The following is an 18,882-nucleotide window of genomic DNA, read 5'->3' as shown; positions in this document are numbered from 1 at the left end:
TCTTCAAATTTTTTATTTCTATTATAAGAGCTTATCATAAGGACTCTCCATTCATCACTGCTTCATCTTCTTGGTCAAAAAGTGTTTCTTTATTTTCATGAAATCGCCGTAAATCAGCCGTTATTTTTTTTAAAAGTCCGTTATTAACCATCTCATAACCAACGCGGATAGCAGAAGCAAAGCCATTAGCATTAGCACTGCCATGACTTTTTATAACAACACCATTCAAACCTAAAAGCACTCCTCCATTCACCCTATCAGGATCCATTTTATGTTTCAGTATACGAAAAGCACCCCGCGATAAAAAATAACCAAGAGATGTTAAAAAAGAACTGCGCATTGCAGAGTTTAAAATCTCTCCTATCTGTCGCGCGGTTCCTTCTGCGGTTTTTAAAGCAATATTACCAGAAAACCCCTCTGTTACAACAACATCGACTGTTCCTTTTCCAATGTCATTGCCCTCAACAAATCCTTTATATTCCAATCCTTCTAATTGCACTTCACGCAATATCATTCCTGCTTTTTTTATTTCATAAAGTCCTTTAACCTCTTCCACCCCCACATTTAAAAGCCCAACACTTGGTCTTTCAGTGTGATATAAAGCGCGAAACATACCTGCTCCCATAACCGCCAAATCAACCAACTGACTAGCAGAGGCACCAATTGTTGCTCCAATATCTAAAACAATACTCTCACTGCGCAGTGTTGGCCAGATACCCGCAATACCAGGACGTTCAGCCTCTGCAAGCATTTTCAAACAAAAATAAGACATGGCCATGAGTGCACCCGTATTACCAGCAGAAATGCAAGCATCAGCTTCACCACTTTTTACCGCTTCAATGGCGTACCACATTGATGATTTACCACGTCCGTTACGAAGTGCTTGGCTTGGCTTTTCATCCATGCGTGTATAACTTTCTGTCGGGCAAAAGCGCGATACAGAATCCAAACAGGGATATTTTTTTAAAACCGGACGAACAGTCTCCTCTACCCCATAAAATAGAAAATAAATATTTGATAAATATTTTTGTACAATTGCTGCTCCTGCAATAGCTGCTTCTGGACCGTAATCACCGCCCATGACATCCACAGAAATTCTAATCACGCTTGCATATCCCACATCTTTTCATTTACATCTTTAAATACATATTATGATTTTTGGCTCCTGAATACTCACACAGAATATCTTGCGAAAATCGCTCCGCAGAAAATACCGTTTAGCATACAATAGATATTTTTTATATTTTTTTACAATCACTTCCAATTTTTCAAAACAGAAAATGGAGAGAATTTTCGCTCTGCTTCTTCTAAATTTTCAACCATATTCATCTTTATCCCTTCTTTACGTGGATAATGATTAATAGACAACTCAAAAAACTCTTCCATGATTGCGCCAATATCAATTTTATCATCATAAAACACTTCAGGAGTATCAAGCCCCTCTACATCTAAAAACAATTCCCCTGTATCCTCTGATATTTTGGGCTTCATCAAATTTGAATCTTCAGGAACAAAAACAACCTCAATATTTTCACAAAGGATATTTTCTAATGGTTCTAATGTAACAACACATAACTGTAGTATACGCGCTTGCAACAGACCTTTTATACGCACTCCGCGTTTTTTCCACGGGAAAATATGAAATTTTCCCTCACAAGATTTTACTTCAATTAAATCATGGTTCTGGGCTAAATGTGTACATTCTTTTTTGTTTGCACAAAAATGAACCCTTATACCTTTAGCAGGGAGAGAACGTACAGATATTGGATAAGCCAAAGCAAATGTCATTTGAGGAACATTTTGAACATTCATAGACAACTCCCAAACATAAAAACGCGTAAAGCACCATGTTTTTATTTATCTCAAGTATTTATGCATTTTTTTCTTTTCTAAAGAAATTCTATATGGCATAATTTGCTTTATAACAGGGAAACTCAGTGTAAGCTACGGTAGATTAAGTTAAAATTAGAAAAAACTTGAGGTTGCCTTCTTGTCCTACATCTCAGTATAAAAAGGAGATATCATTGTTTCAAATGCCTCACATAATAGCCTTAATCAAACGTAAATTATTGATTGGTCTATCAATAGCAAGCATAGGAATGCTTGCTGGGTGTAGTCTTCTTGATTCTTCAGGTTCAAGCCAAATTTATAGAGAAGGCTATGTTCTTGATAAAAATGCTCTAAGTTCTATCTCTATTGGCTCAAGTCAAGAGCAAGTTCTTTTAACTTTAGGGACCCCTTCATTAAAAACAAAATATGATAATGAAGTTTTTTATTACATCTCACAGACACGTTATCGTGGGATGCAGTTTATGAAAACAAAGATTATTGATCGCAAAGTTTTAGCTATTTACTTCAATAAAAATAATCAGGTTGCAAAAGTTGCAAATTACGGGTTACAAGACGGTCAAGTGTTTGACTTTATTACACAAACAACGCCAACTGTAACGAAAGAACATCCTTTCTTAATTCAAATTATAAAAGGCCCTGCGAATTTGCCACCCCATAACTAAATCATATAGTCTGCGTACCGTTTCAATATTATAGGTCTGATAATATCAGATCTATAATGGAGGGGATTTGTAACTCTTAGAGTCGGACTTTTTTTGCCATACTGTCGAGAACTGCATTAACAAGTTTTGGCTCTTCACCTTCAAAAAACGCCTTTGCTATATCAACATATTCATTCATAACAACTGCAATAGGGACATCTTTACGGTTGATCAACTCCCATAAACCTGCTCGTAAAATTGCGCGTAAGATAGAATCAAGACGTGAAAGAGACCACTCTGCAGAAAGCTGTTGATGAAGCAGCGGATCAAGCTTCTTTTGATCTTTTACAACACCCGTTATAATAGCCAAAAACCATTGAAAATCAGCTTCAAGATATTGGTCTCCATCAATATCTTTTCCCAAACGATAAGCCTCATACTCAGCTGCAGTTTCCATCACCCCCGAACCCACGATATCCATTTGATAGAGTGCTTGAACTGCAGCAAGTCTTGCTGCTCCACGTTTATTGGCTGAACGCGGAAAATGTCTGCTTTTTATATCAGCCATATTTAACGATTATCTCCAAATCTCTTTTTTAGAGCGATCATACATAAAGCAGCTTCAGCCGCAAAACCACCTTTATTTTTGTCATCTAGTTTTGCACGCACCCATGCTTGTTCTTCGTTTTCAACAGTCAAAATACCATTTCCAATAGCCAAGTGTTGATGAACAGTTAAATCCATCAATGCACGACAAGAACCATTAGCAACAATTTCAAAGTGATATGTTTCACCCCGAATAACACAACCAAGAGCAACATAACCATCATACGATATCTTGTTTTGTTTAGAAAAAGCTATTGCACTTGGTATTTCTAATGCTCCAGGAACCGTTACAACATCATAACTTGCTTCAGCTTTTTGCAAAGTATTCACTGCACCTCTCAAAAGCGCATCAGAAATCCCCTCATAAAAACGTGCCTCAACAATCAATACGTGAGGCTTTTTACCTATCTCTTTCATCATAATGAAATTCCACAAAAAACGAATCAAAAAAATCAAAGTTATAAAGCATAAAATTCTGAAAACGATCAATAGAGTGTTGGCTTATTCATCTTCTCTTTTTAAAGTAAAAAGTTTTGCAGCATAACGAGCAAGTTGATCAATTTCCAAATTTACCCGATCTCCAGTTTTAGCTTGTCCCCACGTTGTCATTTCGAGTGTATGGCGAATAATAAGAACATCAAAAACACAATCCTCAACACCATTAACAGTCAAAGATGTCCCATTAAGTGCAATAGATCCCTTATTAACAATAAAAGGCATAAATTGTCTTGAAACTTTTAAATAAAAGCGAATTGCATCCCCTTCCTTTTTTTGATCAATGATTTCAGCCAAACCATCAATATGACCAGAAACCAAATGTCCCCCCATTTCATCACCCAATCGAAGCGAACGTTCCAAATTAACAAAAGTTCCTTTTATCCATTGTGCAAGATTCGTTAAACGTAATGTTTCTTCCCACGCTTCAACAACAAACCAATTGGAATCTTCTTGCTTTAATCCTCGCTCTACAATTGTCAGACAAATTCCCGAACAAGCAATTGATGCGCCAATTGCTAAACTTTTTATAGCATAGCGTGTGGAAATCTTTAAACGCATCCCCTGCTTTAAAGGTTGAACATCTTCAACACAACCAATATCCGTTATAATTCCTGTGAACATAATGTCTTACGTCTCCACTTATAAAAACGGTCATTTCCAAACATTCTTGTCTCAATCTCATGAAACTGCGAAAGATAATTTCCAAAATGAGGGGCTTCAATACGATTTTTGCCTAAAACAATGGGGGTATGAAAACATATCAAATAATCAACACAACCAGCATTCAAAAATTTTTCCCCCGTCTTGACGCCCCCTTCCAATAAAACACTATTAATCCCATGTTTATAAAGCATCTGTAAAAGAGCAAAGGGTTCTACACAACCATTGTTCATCTCGACCGAATAAACAGACACACCATATTGCTCCAATGCATTTTTTTTGCTTTTCTTTGAAAGATCTACATCACAAATAACCCATGTAGGGATTTTTATTGCTGTTTGGACAACTTTTGCATCAAGGGGGATAGATAAATCTGCATCCAAAATAATACGAATTGGTGAGCGCATTTCCATCCCTGGCAAGCGGCAATTGAGTTGTGGATCATCTGCGAGTATAGTTCCAATACCAACGAGGATAGCATTATTTTGAGCACGTAAAATATGCGTATGGGCATGAGAAAGTGTTCCACTAATTTTTACGCTGCCCTTCTCTTTTTTTCCAACACCATTATCTGCAGAAATTGCCATTTTAAAAGTGACCGCACAGCGTTGTATTTTTCTTATGCACCAATGCATCCATAAGGATTCAAAAGCCTCTTCAGCTAAAATGCCCTCAACCACTTCAATACCCGCCGCTCGCAAAAGAGCAATACCATGACCATCAACACGCTTGTCACAATCAGTCAGCGCAACAACAACTCGAGAAACACCTGAATCAATAAGTGCATTCACACACGGCGAAGTTTTTCCATAATGCGCACAAGGTTCTAATGTAACATAAGCAGTAGCTCCTTGAGCCAAAGAACCTGCCATGTGTAAAGCTTGCACTTCCGCATGAGGACTCCCATGAATAGCTGTTACGCCATAGCCAACAATAAAAGCCCCTCCACCATTATCGTTTCGCACAATTAATGTACCAACCGAAGGATTCTCACCTGTAAGACCGACATGACGTTCTGCTAAACGAATAGCTGCAGCCATAAACCGTTCATCTTGCACTTTTTTATTCATCAAAACGAGATTCTGTATCCGCGATACCCTTTGACAATTCATCTATAACATCGTGAAAATCGCTTGCATTACGGAAATCTCGATACACAGAAGCAAAACGAATATAAGCAATATCATCAATTCTTTTCAATGCTTCCATCACAAGATGCCCAATTTTTTCTGAAGAAATCTCTGGTTCTCCCAAACTTTCAAGCTGGCGTACAATGCCAGAAATTGCTCGTTCAATATGATCAGGATCAATATTGCGCTTACGTACAGCCACATCAACTGATCGCATTAACTTATCACGATCGAAAGGTTCACATCGTCCACTTTTTTTAGCGACTAAAAGCTCACGCAACTGAACACGTTCAAAAGTTGTAAAGCGACCAGCACAAACAGAACAAACACGGCGGCGTCGAATCACTGCCCCCTCTTCTGCAGGACGCGAGTCTCTAACCTGTGTATCCTCATATTGACAATAAGGACAGCGCATCTCTTTTATATCCTTAACAAGCGCTGAGATAAGAGTAAAGAGGAAATTGATTCGTTATATCTTCCACCTTTTTCTTAACAGCCATTTCAACAGCATGATTATCTTCATCACTTTTTGCGTTCCGAAGACCATCAAGAACTTCTGAAATCAAATGACCAACTTGAATAAATTCTTTTTCTAAAAAACCACGTGTTGTAGCAGCAGGTGAGCCCAAACGAATTCCCGATGTTATAGATGGCGTTTCAGGGTCAAAAGGAATACCATTTTTATTGCAGGTAATATGAGCGCGTCCTAAAGCCAATTCAGCACGTTTACCTGTTAGATTTTTGGAACGTAAATCAACCAACAATAAATGATTATCTGTACCGCCAGAAACAATATTAAAACCATTATTCTGTAATGTTTTTGCTAAAGTTTTCGCATGTGTGACCACCTTGGCACTATAATTCTTGAAAGAAGGATGCAAAGCCTCCCCAAATGCAACAGCCTTTGCCGCAATCACATGCATTAAAGGCCCCCCTTGAAGACCAGGAAAAATAGCAGAATTAATTTTTTTGGATAAAGCCTCATCATTTGTCAATATCAAACCACCTCGGGGACCTCGAAGCGATTTATGTGTTGTTGTCGTTACAATATGCGCATGTGGAACAGGTGAAGGATGTACGCCACTAGCAACAAGACCAGCAATATGAGACATATCAACGAGTAAATGAGCACCGATTTCATCTGCAATTTCACGGAATCTTTCCCAATTCCAGAATCGAGAATAAGATGAGCCCCCTGCTATAATAAGTTTTGGCTTATGTTCTTTTGCAAGTCGCTCAACCTCATCCATATCAATAATCTGATCTTCTTGACGTACACCATAGGAAACAACATTAAACCATTTTCCTGACATATTAACAGGTGAACCATGCGTAAGGTGACCACCAGCATTTAAATCCAACCCCATAAATGTGTCACCAGGCTGAAGTAAAGCTAAAAAGACAGCTTGATTCATTTGGCTACCAGAATTAGGCTGTACATTTGCAAACGCAGCACCAAAAAGCTGTTTTGCCCTTTCAATGGCTAAATCTTCAACGACATCAACAAATTGACATCCACCATAGTAGCGCTTTCTTGGATAACCTTCTGCATATTTATTGGTTAAAACAGACCCCTGTGCTTCAAGAACCGCTCTTGAAACAATATTCTCAGAAGCAATCAACTCAATTTCATGTTGTTGACGCTCAAATTCTTCCATAATTGCATCAAAGATTGCATCATCAACAGTTTGTAAATTATCATTAAAAAAGCGCTCTTGTGCGTCATTTTTTTGCTGAGTCATAAAATACGTTCCTAACATTAAAAAATAAAGTCATTAAACGATAACACAGCAAACCATGCAAACCAAACATTTTAAACTACTTACACTCAAAAATAATGATACAAATAATTATCCTGTTCCTTGTCATAGAGACAGCAAAAAACGTCTCTCATAAAAATGGTGAAAAATGAGGTTAAATTTCTTCTTTTACGCTCTTATTTGTTTACACCTTTTACAAAAAAATATTTATAATCTAAATAAATTCAATAATTTAATAATTATTATTTAAGTTAGTAATGATTTAAAATAATTTATAATATGAAAAGCTGAATATAGTAGAGAAAAGAATGGCAACCAAAGTTTTTATTGATGGTGAACATGGCACAACCGGACTACAAATACAAAAACGCTTAGAAAGGCGTACAGATTTAAAACTACTCTCTCTTTCTCATAAAGATCGCCATAATGTTCATCTACGACAAGACTATCTTAATCAAGCTGATATTGCTATTTTGTGTCTTCCAGATGATGCTGCACGCGAAACCGTTCATTGGCTTAAAAAAAATAAAAACATTAGGATTATTGATAGCTCGACAGCACACCGTGTTACACCAGACTGGGTTTACGGTTTTCCTGAAATGACAGCAGGACAAAGAAAGCGCATTCAAGCAGCACATTATGTAACCAATCCCGGATGCTATCCTACTGGTGCCATTAGTTTGATTCGCCCACTCCGTGAAGCAGGACTGCTAGACGCCGATTATCCCATCTCGATTAATGCAATCTCCGGCTATACCGGTGGTGGAAAACAGTTGATTTTACAAATGGAAAATCAATCTCAACAGAATATTAAGGAAAATTATTTTATTTATGGTCTTAATCTTGCACACAAACATGTGCCAGAAATTAAAATCTATGGACAAATCAATCAAACCCCAGTTTTTATACCAAGTGTTGGTCGTTTTCCCCAAGGAATGATTGTGAATCTTCCTCTGCATCGCCATTTATTCACAAAATCAGCAAACTGTTCTGATTTGCGCGAAATTCTCGCAAACCATTACGATGGACAAAATACCATTTTAGTTGCATCACAAGAAGAAACTGTTTCACTTGAAAGACTTAATCCAGAGTGTTTAGCCAATAAAGATGGTATGAAACTGTTCGTATTTGGCAATGATCGCGAAGGCATTTTTAATCTCAGCGCCATATTCGATAATTTAGGAAAAGGCGCATCAGCTGCAGCTATCCAGAACCTCGATTTAATGCTTTCAAGCGACTAAACCTCCCTACCCACAAACTTTTATTCAACAACGCGATATGCCCCTTTCGTTGCTCGCCAGTGCGCAACCGCAAAACATAACACAGCTAGTGCCATACTTTGATGAATGAGCCCTAAACTTATCGGAACCTCATGTAACAGTGTTAAGATACCCAAGACTGCTTGGATAATAATCATAACACAGATAAGAAATGCACGACGAGAATGGGTTGAATGTGGAGCATTTTTTTGTACATAGAAAGCATGAACAACTGAGACAATAAATAAAAAATAAGCAAAAAACCGATGAATAAATTGAACCATTAAGGAATTTTCGAATAAATTGAGCCAAACAGGACGATGCTGCAACAATCCATCAGGAATAATCTGCCCATCCATAAGCGGCCATGTATTATAGACTTTTCCTGCATGAAGCCCTGCAACCAAAGCTCCGAAATAAATCTCTATCAAAACGAGAATAACAAGCCAAGACGCAAAATATTGCACCTTTTGATTTGCTGGCTTTTCTGAGTATTCTGCAAGTCCTCGAGATAAATAAGTAACAAAAACAATAACAAAACATGCCGTTATAAGATGAAATGCCAAACGATATTGGCTCACACTTGTTAAATTACTCTGCCCAATCCCTGAAGCGACCATCCACCAACCAATAAAACCCTGAAAGGCAATAAGGACTGGTACAATGATAAGCTGGAGTAAAATATTTTTTTCAATACGTTTAGTTGCCCAAAACCAAATGAGCCCTAATAAAGCAACAAGACCAACAAGACGCCCAAGAACACGATGCGCCCATTCCCACCAAAATATGACCTTAAAAGCACTTAAGGTCATATCACGATTAAGAAGCTTATATTGTGCTATTTGTTGATATTTTAAAAATTCCTCTTGCCATTGATCCTCACCAATCGGTGGAATAACACCGTGTATTGGCTTCCATTCCGTTATAGATAATCCTGATCCCGTCAAACGAGTAGCGCCACCCACTAAGACAATTGCCAAACAAAGCAGTAAAATAGAGTAAAGCCACACCTGTATATGTTTTCTATTTTCCTTTTGCACAGGTGTTAAAAAGTTATCGTTTAATCTCTTTACTGCCATCTCTGATTGCCCCACGCTTCTCTCCAACTAAAATGCATTTTAAAATTAACATTAAATCTTTAATTTTAGTATGTACTATAACTTCAGCAAAAAACAAGCGTACCACTATAGCATATGATACATATTTCTTTTCTCTTTTGCGAAGTTTATGATGCAACAACACGATAAACAGTCTTTGGAAAGCTGCTTACCATCCACATCATCCAATCTTGTTCATTAAGAACAGTATTACAAATATAATAGTCTGTTAGCTCTGCAAATTGTTCAAAACCATATTTTGGTTTGCTTGCCATCTCTAAAATGATAAAATCATATTCTTTTTTAAATTCTTGTAATATATGAGAAATATTATTTGAAAAATCTTGTGCAGAAACAGCACTTGTTAATCCCTGAGGAAGAATATCAACGCCCGTATCGTAATCGCGGTAAATAACATCATGCATCTGAGCATGGCCGGTTAAAACATCACTCAGTCCGCGATGTGGGCCAATGACTTTCTCTATTTGTTGACCAGAGATATCGACCAATAAAATTGTTTTGTTCTCTTTTGTGAGATGAAGTGAAAGCTTTGCCGCTGTCCGTGCAGCCTCTGGTCCAATAATTGAAATAACTGTTGAAGCATGCCATTTCAAAACATCAGATAATCCCTCTATCGTAATAAAAGCTTCAAGATTTTTTATTTCTTGAGAGACTAAAAGACTCTCATTCTTCTTGAGAGCATTTTCTTTTAATCTCACATCCTCTTCTGAAAGTTGGTCTTTTTTGCTTTTAAAGAACGGATAAAATAACATTATTCCTAGCAAAAGAGTAAGGAAGCTGGCCAATGCACCCACAAAAACATTTTTTCCATAAAGAGCCATAAAAGAAATGGGGGCTAATGTTGTTGGCATTACCACATTGATCTTTGTATTTTGTAAGAGAAGAGGGTTATCACTCAATCCCCAATATGAACCAATAACTTTTTCTCTTTGAGCAGATTTGCTCATCACTTTATTTTGTGCATCGACCGCTGCTTTTATTTTATTTTCAAACTCGTTAAATATTTCATTCAAAGATTGGGATTGATCTTTTACAAAAAAACTCACCCTTTTTTGGAGCTTTTTTTCCAACTCCGTTGCAATAATTATATCTGAATGAACTTGATAAACGATCTGTAAAATTTTATTGTTTAATTGATGAGAAACCGCTTCTAACTCCGCAGTCATTGCCTTAATTTGAGGATGTGTCCACCCCAATTGCGCCGCCATATGTGCTCTTTGCGTTTCCAAGAGATCACGTTTAGATTCCAGAGAAACAATTGCTGAATTATCTGCAATAAACGATAAAGACAGTAAAGACTGTCCATTTTCACGTATCATGTTAATCGTTGAATTCAAACTTGTTAAATGAATACGCTTTAAAGTTGCTTGCATTAATTGCATCGAAAGATCATGAAGCTCTGTTTGTTTGACACTATGCTGAATAAAAGAATCAACAGAGGACCGAAATTCCTGCACGATATTAATAATCGCAGTGTTACCATATTGTTTGTCTTCAGATTTATCATTTAACAAGAATTGTTTTTGTTTTATGATTGCTTGTGAAAATACGGAAAACCAAGTTTCCAACCCACGTTGTGCTGCTTCCTGTGTCTCAGCTTCAAAAGTAAGGTTGATAAGTTCACCATGACGCGATAAACGGATATTTTCCTGATTTTTTTTCTTATAAGAAACCCTTAAAGAAAAAGGAGAATCATTTGAAATTATAGGCTGTGAAAACAAAAAGGCGATAACATTGTCTTGCTTTTTAATTGGTAATGGCTTTCCAACAGAATCAGATAATGAAAATATTAAAGTTGCTTGGTAACCACGGGGCTGGACAAAATAATACAACCAAATCAAAGATACACATAGCATTTGTAATAGCAAAACAATCAAAATGCTTCGCCATACGGTACGTACGAATAGTCTTTTATTACATGTAAGACTCATCTTTATTTTAACCAGCAAAATACTTCTTCATATTGTTTTATTAAGAGAAAGTAGTAACTATCCTCTTAACTTGCTGTCATATTATTTTGAGATAATAAAAATATAAAATTTAAGCAAAAATGTTCAACAATAGCTTTAAAGAACTTAATTCATATTTTTTTTGAGGCTCTCTAGTTGTTTTTTTGCTTCAGAAGTAACAACCGCTCTAATGGTAATAGACCCATCATCATGCCCTTCTTGCACTATTTCCGCAGAGTTTTCATAAAACCAATCAATAAGCGACATTTCATGAGGTTGTAAAAGATATTCAATGCTTTGCACGTCTCCAAAAATTCGCTCTTCAATGGCTCTTAATAATTGATCGAGTCCATCCCCCTTAAGTGCTGATACCATGAGAGCAGGATTTAATCGCGTCTTTGCGCTTGTTTGTAAAACATTCAATGCTTGCTCATCTAACATATCAATCTTATTCCAAACTTCTATGATGTGCTCCATATCATCAATATCGATATCAAGACTTGAAAGCACTTCTAAAACATCTTGGGCATGTGCTCGATGATCAAGATCTGACATATCTCTTACATGAAGAATGAGATCTGCTTCAACCACTTCTTCAAGGGTTGCTCTAAAAGCTGCAATCAAATTCGTTGGCAAGTTAGAAATAAACCCTACAGTATCAGACAAAAGAACAGTTTTTCCATGGGGAAGAACAACTTTGCGCAAAGTCGGATCAAGCGTTGCAAATAACATATTCTTTGCTAAAACATCTGCACCGCTTAAACGGTTAAAGAGAGTTGACTTTCCTGTATTCGTATATCCTACCATTGCTACAACAGGATAAGATGTTTTTTTCCTTTTTGCTCTATGAAGTGCACGTGTTTTAATAACCGTTTGCAATTCGCGGCGAATACGAATAATTTTTTCTTGTAAAAGACGCCTATCTGCTTCAATTTGCGTCTCACCAGGTCCCCCTAGGAAGCCACGCCCCCCCCGTTGCCTTTCCAAGTGCGTCCAACTCCGCACAAGCCTCCCTTTTTGATAGGACAAACGTGCTAACTCTACTTGCAAAACTCCTTCTTTTGTTCGTGCACGATCCCCAAAAATTTCAAGAATCAAAGCTGTTCTATCGATAACTTTGCAATTCCATAATTTTTCTAAATTACGCTGCTGTACTGGCGTTAAAAAGTGATCTACAATCGCAAGCTCAATAGAATATTCATCTATATAACAGGTTAACGCATCTACTTTACCTTTTCCAAAGAGTGTCGCAGAGCGAGGCGTTGCAATATTAATCGTTTCATAATTAACAACTTCTAACCTTATAGCACGCGCTAACCCCAATGATTCTTTAACACGAGAAGATATAGAACACTCTCTCAAAGAGCTTTCACTTCTATTTTCTTGAAAAATCGGTATCAAAACAAGTGCACGCACCTGTTCTGTATTCTGCGAAAACACCCCTCCTAATCTCTCATTTTCATTTATCATAGCAATCTAAGTACTTTTAAAATGGGATAAGAGGTCTATCTTAAAATGACGTGCTTACTCAGGACTTTCACCCTCAAACATCTGTACAGGCTGTCCAGGCATAATCGTAGAAATAGCATGCTTATAAACCAATTGCGCGTGTCCATCTCGGCGCAAAAGAACACAAAAATTATCAAATGAAGTTACAATACCCGTGAGTTTAACGCCATTGACAAGAAAAATTGTAAGGGAAATTTTTTGCTTACGCACCGTATTTAAAAACACATCTTGCAGGTGTTGTGATCGCTCTGCCATTATTCTTACACCTTTATCTAGATTGCATAAAATATTCGTGCATGCATATCGACTGAAAAATATCCAATTGTCAACGTAGAAGCTTCAAAATTCAGAAACAAACAACTGAAATCAGAGAAAAAACAGCTCTTTAAGGCAATAATAAAGTACAACTTACGAAAATCTATATTAAATTAAAAATTTTTCCACGTTTACTTTTTTATGAGCTTACAATTCAAAGGCATACTTTATACATCCTAATATACATCCTAAGCTATTACAGACTATATGTGATGATGAATCTGCTTCGTTTAGAATCAATAAAAGCAAGCGGACAACAACATTTATTAACGATTATCGATATTAAAGAGAGGCATTCGCACCTTAATGTATATATAACCGCTATTAAATTGTCCTTATTTCAAAGATTGCCGGCTTATAAAGCTTTTTATAAACACAAGTTGTAAACAGTATTTTTGTTTTAGTTAGATTTAAATAATAAATTGTTTTTACTATATTTTATAATATTTTAAAACAGGATACAAGAAACTGCGTTAACTTTATCTTGATAAGTTTTTAAAATTTTTCCCTAAGCATATTCCTTTCTAAATAATTAACAGCTAGTATATAGAAATTATGTGGAAGAGGACGTATCCCTTTTCCGGCTGTAAGAGTACGAGGCGAGTATGGCACGCAGAACAAAATTGCAAACATTTGAAGTTGAAGTTGAAGAAGCCCTCACAAAAGCTATGAACTTTGATTTCGATAACACAGGATTTGAAACGATATCATCCAATAATTCTGAAAATGTTGTTAATGTCGATGATCTGATTCAAAAAATTGCAATGGCAGAAGAAGAATTTTTTGCTGAAAACGGTACATCAACTTTTGTTTCTAATATTCATGATGAAGCTGTTATTGATAAATCCGTTGTTGAACAGCTTTTTGCTCCAAAACCTTCACCTGATATTTCAGGTGGAACTGTTCATAATACATTGTTGTCTACAAAACTTCTTCCTGCAAATGATGATATAACAACCCCTGTAAATTTTGGACCATTAAAGCAGCGTTCTTCCTCTCGAGTCTACTGGTATACAACAGCGCTTAGTGCTTTATGGGCAACGGGAGGAGCTTTTATTGCGCATAAACTCGCACCTACCGGACTCAGCTCCTTATCCAATATCAGCACTTTTGTTACATCCCCAACAGGCCTCGCTGTAGCAGCCGGAACAGCAATTCCTATCCTTATATCTTGGGGCGTTGCTCAATTAACAAAACGCTCAAACGACTTGCATAATATTGCTCTTCTTATGACCAATGCTGCACAGCGCCTTAGTGAACCACAACATCTATCCGAAAAACAAGCTATTGCTATAGGGCAAACCATTCGTGAAGAAGTAGCGGCAATGAACGAAGGTATTGAGCGTACCCTCGGACGTGCTGTTGAACTTGAAGCAATCATACAAGGTGAAGTTCACAATCTAGAACAAGCCTATGCTGAGAATGAATCACGCATTCACACATTAATCAAAGAATTGAGTAATGAACGCATAGCCATTTTGAATCATGCAGATCGCGTACAATCAACAATTAAAGGAACCCAAGAACAACTGAGTGATGAATTTGGGTTGGTTACCTCTAACATTGTCACCAATGTTGAAAAGCTTGCACAAACCCTTTCTCAAACTTTACAAAAACAAGGTGAAGACCTTGTTGAAAAACTTTCCTGTGCCGGTGATGGCGTAACAAATCAACTTGTTGAAAAATTTAACAAAACAACAACACAAATTCAGCAAAAAAACACGGAATTTTTTCATGAATTAGGAAAAAACTTTGATGGCTTTGCAAAACAATTTGATCATAATGAAAAACAAATAGAAAAAACTTTTAATGAAACAGCTGAAAAAGCGGAAGCACATGTTGCTAAAATTGCAACACATATACAAACAGTAACAGATCAAACTTTGCACGCTGTCGATGAAAAGTTTAAAGCCTTAGATAAAGCTCTTATTGATCGTAATAATCAATCTATACAGAATTTTGATGAGAAGATCTTAAAGCTCGACGACCAAGCACATAAACTCTCTTCTAAATTTGATAACGTAACCTCGCAAGCGATTGGAGCCTTTGAACAACGTTTAGCAACTGTTGATCATTCTCTTAAAAAACATAGTGATTCCATTATTGATTCCTTTATAGAACAAAGTCAGGCTTTAGAGGATAATGCTGAAAAACTTGGTAACTTCTTGGAAGCTCATGTCTTGAAAATAAATGAGAACCTCCAAGAAAAAACAGCAGACATTACCCATGTATTTACAAATGGACGTGAAGCTATTCTTTCTGCAATTGATAAAAGTAAAGAAAGTCTGAGAGAAGAAATTCAATATGTCGACAATGCCATTGTTGATATCATACAAGAACGTTCACAAGATTTTAAAGTACAACTTTCTGATCAACGAGCTCTTATGGCAGATATGCTCGATAACGAGAAAAATAAAATTGCGGATACATTAAGAAATCAAATTGATGTTTTATCCCAAAATACTTCTCATATTGAAAAAGTTTTGGCTGATAATGTTCAAGTCGTTGATAAACAAGCTGAAAATCATATTACGAACATCATTCAATGCACTGAAAAGTTACAAGATGTCATTGTACAAAGTTGTAATACAACCCAAGATGCTTTAGAAGCACAAGCGAGAAATATTGATATCCGTGCTGATGCTCTACGTGACTCTTTAGCGATTAATAGTTTTTCTCTCAATGAAGTTCTTGCCGATCAAGCACGCACACTCGAGCAACGCATGGAAACCATCCATAATCTCATTGCAAAAAGTGATATACGTGTTGATGTTGCATTGAAACAACAGATAGATTTAGTTGAGAGCGCAATTGTTGCCAACAATAAAAATATTACTGAAACGGTTCAAGATCATATCAAAAATCTTGAAAGTCAGGCCGAAACTTTAAAGAATACTCTCTCTCAATCGAGTGGTGTTTTCTTTGAAACTCTTGAGACGCGTATGGAATCATTTGATACAAATCTAGAAGTTCGTGCACACAAAATTTTTGAACGTACAACAACGCTAGAAGAAACATTATCTGAAAAAATTAGCCAAGTATGTGAAGCTATTGATGCACAAACATCTGTTATTGAGGAACGTTCTGACACTTTAAAAACATCTCTCATGCTTAATAATGAACAAAGTCAGATAATTCAACAAGCGCTGGAAAGCAGTGTTGACAATATGCGTGTCACCTTAGAAGATTCTGTTAATACAGTGACAGATAACCTGCACAATCAGATTATAAAGGCCTCTGACATTCTTTCTTCTACAAGTGAACAAATTCTTTCTTCTGTTACAAATGTTACTGCACAAGCAGAAAATATTCTTTCAGAATCAGGAAATCGCATTGTATCAAACGTTAAAAAAACAGTTTATGATACCAGTGAAAAAGTTCTGTCCGTTTTGTCTGAACAAACAGCACATACTGTCGAAGCTTTCACAACAGCCAGTCATAATGCACAAGCATTATTGAATGAAACTATTCACACATCAACAACAGCAATAGAACAAGTCCTTAATGAACGCTGTGATGTTCTTCATCACTCTATGCAAAATCTTAAAAATAATTTAGGACATCAGCTCTCTGATGTAACGAGCCGTCTGGAAGATGCAAGAAATCAAACAGCCACACAAATTTCAGAACATGTTGGAAAAATAACAGAGCTAACAAATCACTTAAATCAAGCAGCGCAAAGTACGACAGAATCAATTGATTCTTTAACACAGCATATCGGTGAACAACTCTCTCTCTCCACACAAGATGCTGAACAAAGAATTTATGCACATAATGAATCTCTAGTGAATAGCTTAACCAAAGCTAACTCTGAAACACTTCAAACAATAACGATTATGAAGGAAGAGCTTGTTAATAATGTCTCATCCATCTTAACACAGTTGAATCAATCAATTTACAATTTTCACGAAAATAGTAATGTTTTATTATCGGCTGTTCAAAATATTGATGGGCAGTTTAATGAGAGTACGAATAATTTTTTCCGCAACACGGACCAAGTAGCAGAGCGTTTGTCAGCCTCAAATCAAGCGCTCAATACTAATGTTGAAATTCTGCAAGGACTTTCAAAGAATACCTTTGAACAAATTAATCATATAACGAGCAGTTTTGGTGAACATGCAAAGACACTTTCCCAAACTATTCATGTTCTTGAACAGTCTGAAAATTCACTTAGTGCAACACTTGAAGAAAAACATAATACGCTTTCTGTATTAAGCGATGCTCTTGTTTCAAAGTCTCATGAAATTAATCAAATGATTGGGCATTATGAAAAAATCTTCAACTTAGCACTTGAACGCTCTGATAAGAATGCGCGTAACTCCACAAATTCATTCCAACAATCACTTAATAAGCTTGTTAGTGAAGCATCAACGCGTTTTTCAGAAGCAGCAGAAGATATACGTCGCTCCGCTGATGAAGTTCGTTTAGAGCTTTCAAAGATTAATAATGATATCAATGAAAATGTAAAAAAACTTCCAGAAAAAACAAAAGAAACAACGCAAACAATTCGCACAGCTTTGAATGAACAGATTACAGCGTTACAAGATTTAGTCAGTGTTATACAAAATGATCAAAAGAGCGCACAAAAACAGCTAATATCAGCATTTCCTACATCATCAATGTTTAATCAAAAAAGTGACAGTTCCACTGAGTCTGTTAAAAAGATTGTGCCACCTAAGCCTATTTTGCAACAAGATCAAAGCAAAAAAAGACCAAATAAATGGGTATCAAATCTCTTAGAAAGAGCTTCACGTGAAGAAACATTTTATGATGCTCCCCCTAGTGAGGCTGTTTTAACATCAGTGCAAACAAAACCATCTCCTGCAAACTGCTCTCTTAATTCATTAGCTGCTGGTATAGTGCAAGCGATTAATCACAATGCCATTGTTGAGCTATGGGATCATTATCAACGTGGACAAAAAAACATCGTAACAGAACGCCTTTATACCTTAAATGGACAAAAAATATTTGAAATGATTAAGAAAAAATATATGAGCGATTTTGGGTTTAAACGTTCAGTGAATCAATATGTTACAGATTTCGAAAAGCTCTTACGTGATATATCGCGCAGTTCTGGCTCTTCCAACTCAGTTCGCAAGTACTTGATATCAGATACCGGAAAAGTTTATACTATGCTTGCTCATGCAAGTGGTCGAATCCAATAAAAAATAAGAAAGTGGAAAAAGATATTTTTTCCACTTTCTCTCTCTAGTCGTTTTAATGGCTCATCATAGAATGCTTTTCTTTTAACTGTAGCTTTGTACTTCAAAGGTTGGGATAATTGGCATGCGGTTTTCTTTGATATCCTAAGCAATAATCCTAAAGAAGCGTAATGGCTTATCAAAAAACATATCATTCTAAGAATGATAAAGCATGTTTTCTATTTCCTTATTTTTTTCTTAACTCCTTTATTTTTCATATTTTCATAAAAACACAAAGATTTAATAAAATTATTTTATTTGCTAGCCTTTAATATTTTTTCATGCGTTATTATTAAAATGGCTCATAAGAGAGATTTCTATTCCTTTCTTACATGTTTTTATCCACATATTAAGCGCACTTGAAATATCTAAGTAAATATTTTTA

At 36.3% G+C, this 18,882-nt stretch carries 15 protein-coding genes; 3 read left to right on the top strand and 12 right to left on the bottom strand.

The features are described from left to right. Positions 1-34: 34 nt before the first annotated feature. On the bottom strand, positions 35-1,105 hold the full coding sequence (plsX, locus tag ACFILZ_RS04160; protein WP_375610395.1) for a phosphate acyltransferase PlsX: 1,071 nt from the start codon (positions 1,103-1,105) through the stop codon (positions 35-37). 149 nt (positions 1,106-1,254) lie between these two features. Continuing rightward, complete coding sequence (locus tag ACFILZ_RS04155) at positions 1,255-1,812, bottom strand: DUF177 domain-containing protein (RefSeq protein ID WP_375607113.1); 558 nt, start codon at positions 1,810-1,812, stop codon at positions 1,255-1,257. 221 nt (positions 1,813-2,033) lie between these two features. Here ACFILZ_RS04155 and ACFILZ_RS04150 point away from each other — a divergent pair, with 221 nt between their 5' ends. Continuing rightward, a complete protein-coding gene (locus ACFILZ_RS04150; RefSeq protein WP_375607172.1) occupies positions 2,034-2,513 on the top strand; it encodes an outer membrane protein assembly factor BamE in 480 nt (159 codons plus the stop codon). 76 nt (positions 2,514-2,589) lie between these two features. Here ACFILZ_RS04150 and nusB read toward each other — a convergent pair whose 3' ends face one another. The 6 genes from nusB to glyA form a co-directional block, all read right to left on the bottom strand. Beyond that, a complete protein-coding gene (gene nusB / locus ACFILZ_RS04145; RefSeq protein WP_375610396.1) occupies positions 2,590-3,060 on the bottom strand; it encodes a transcription antitermination factor NusB in 471 nt (156 codons plus the stop codon). Between the two features lie 2 nt (positions 3,061-3,062). Beyond that, on the bottom strand, positions 3,063-3,518 hold the full coding sequence (locus tag ACFILZ_RS04140) for a 6,7-dimethyl-8-ribityllumazine synthase (protein WP_375610397.1): 456 nt from the start codon (positions 3,516-3,518) through the stop codon (positions 3,063-3,065). Between the two features lie 81 nt (positions 3,519-3,599). Beyond that, positions 3,600-4,217: a riboflavin synthase gene (locus ACFILZ_RS04135; RefSeq protein WP_375610398.1), complete on the bottom strand. Its 618-nt coding sequence runs from the start codon at positions 4,215-4,217 to the stop codon at positions 3,600-3,602. Further along, positions 4,199-5,326 (bottom strand): bifunctional diaminohydroxyphosphoribosylaminopyrimidine deaminase/5-amino-6-(5-phosphoribosylamino)uracil reductase RibD, encoded by a 1,128-nt coding sequence (gene ribD / locus ACFILZ_RS04130; protein ID WP_375610399.1) that lies wholly within the window; start codon positions 5,324-5,326, stop codon positions 4,199-4,201. The genes ACFILZ_RS04135 and ribD overlap by 19 nt, the downstream gene beginning before the upstream one ends. Continuing rightward, entirely contained in the window at positions 5,319-5,801 is a 483-nt protein-coding gene (nrdR, locus tag ACFILZ_RS04125) for a transcriptional regulator NrdR (protein ID WP_375607108.1), read from the bottom strand. The genes ribD and nrdR overlap by 8 nt, the downstream gene beginning before the upstream one ends. A 13-nt stretch (positions 5,802-5,814) precedes the next feature. Next, a complete protein-coding gene (gene glyA / locus ACFILZ_RS04120) occupies positions 5,815-7,128 on the bottom strand; it encodes a serine hydroxymethyltransferase (protein ID WP_375610400.1) in 1,314 nt (437 codons plus the stop codon). 326 nt (positions 7,129-7,454) lie between these two features. Between glyA and argC the strand changes: the two genes are divergently transcribed. Beyond that, positions 7,455-8,387: an N-acetyl-gamma-glutamyl-phosphate reductase gene (argC, locus tag ACFILZ_RS04115; protein WP_375608301.1), complete on the top strand. Its 933-nt coding sequence runs from the start codon at positions 7,455-7,457 to the stop codon at positions 8,385-8,387. Positions 8,388-8,407: 20 nt separating this feature from the next. On the opposite strand, the gene ACFILZ_RS04110 is transcribed toward argC, so the two are convergent. From ACFILZ_RS04110 to hfq, 4 genes are all read right to left on the bottom strand, one after another. Further along, positions 8,408-9,484, bottom strand: a complete 1,077-nt coding sequence (locus ACFILZ_RS04110; protein ID WP_375682342.1) for a COX15/CtaA family protein — start codon at positions 9,482-9,484, stop codon at positions 8,408-8,410. 146 nt (positions 9,485-9,630) lie between these two features. Next, positions 9,631-11,454 (bottom strand): hypothetical protein, encoded by a 1,824-nt coding sequence (locus ACFILZ_RS04105; RefSeq protein WP_375610402.1) that lies wholly within the window; start codon positions 11,452-11,454, stop codon positions 9,631-9,633. Positions 11,455-11,598: 144 nt separating this feature from the next. Continuing rightward, positions 11,599-12,942: a GTPase HflX gene (gene hflX / locus ACFILZ_RS04100; protein WP_375610403.1), complete on the bottom strand. Its 1,344-nt coding sequence runs from the start codon at positions 12,940-12,942 to the stop codon at positions 11,599-11,601. Between the two features lie 54 nt (positions 12,943-12,996). Then, complete coding sequence (gene hfq, locus ACFILZ_RS04095) at positions 12,997-13,236, bottom strand: RNA chaperone Hfq (RefSeq protein WP_005773461.1); 240 nt, start codon at positions 13,234-13,236, stop codon at positions 12,997-12,999. A gap of 665 nt (positions 13,237-13,901) precedes the next feature. Between hfq and ACFILZ_RS04090 the strand changes: the two genes are divergently transcribed. After that, positions 13,902-18,461 (top strand): hypothetical protein, encoded by a 4,560-nt coding sequence (locus tag ACFILZ_RS04090; RefSeq protein WP_375610404.1) that lies wholly within the window; start codon positions 13,902-13,904, stop codon positions 18,459-18,461. Positions 18,462-18,882 lie beyond the last annotated feature (421 nt).

This window comes from Bartonella sp. AP40SXNS (assembly GCF_042195825.1).
Classification (GTDB): domain Bacteria; phylum Pseudomonadota; class Alphaproteobacteria; order Rhizobiales; family Rhizobiaceae; genus Bartonella.
This window is presented reverse-complemented; position numbering and strand designations above follow the sequence as displayed.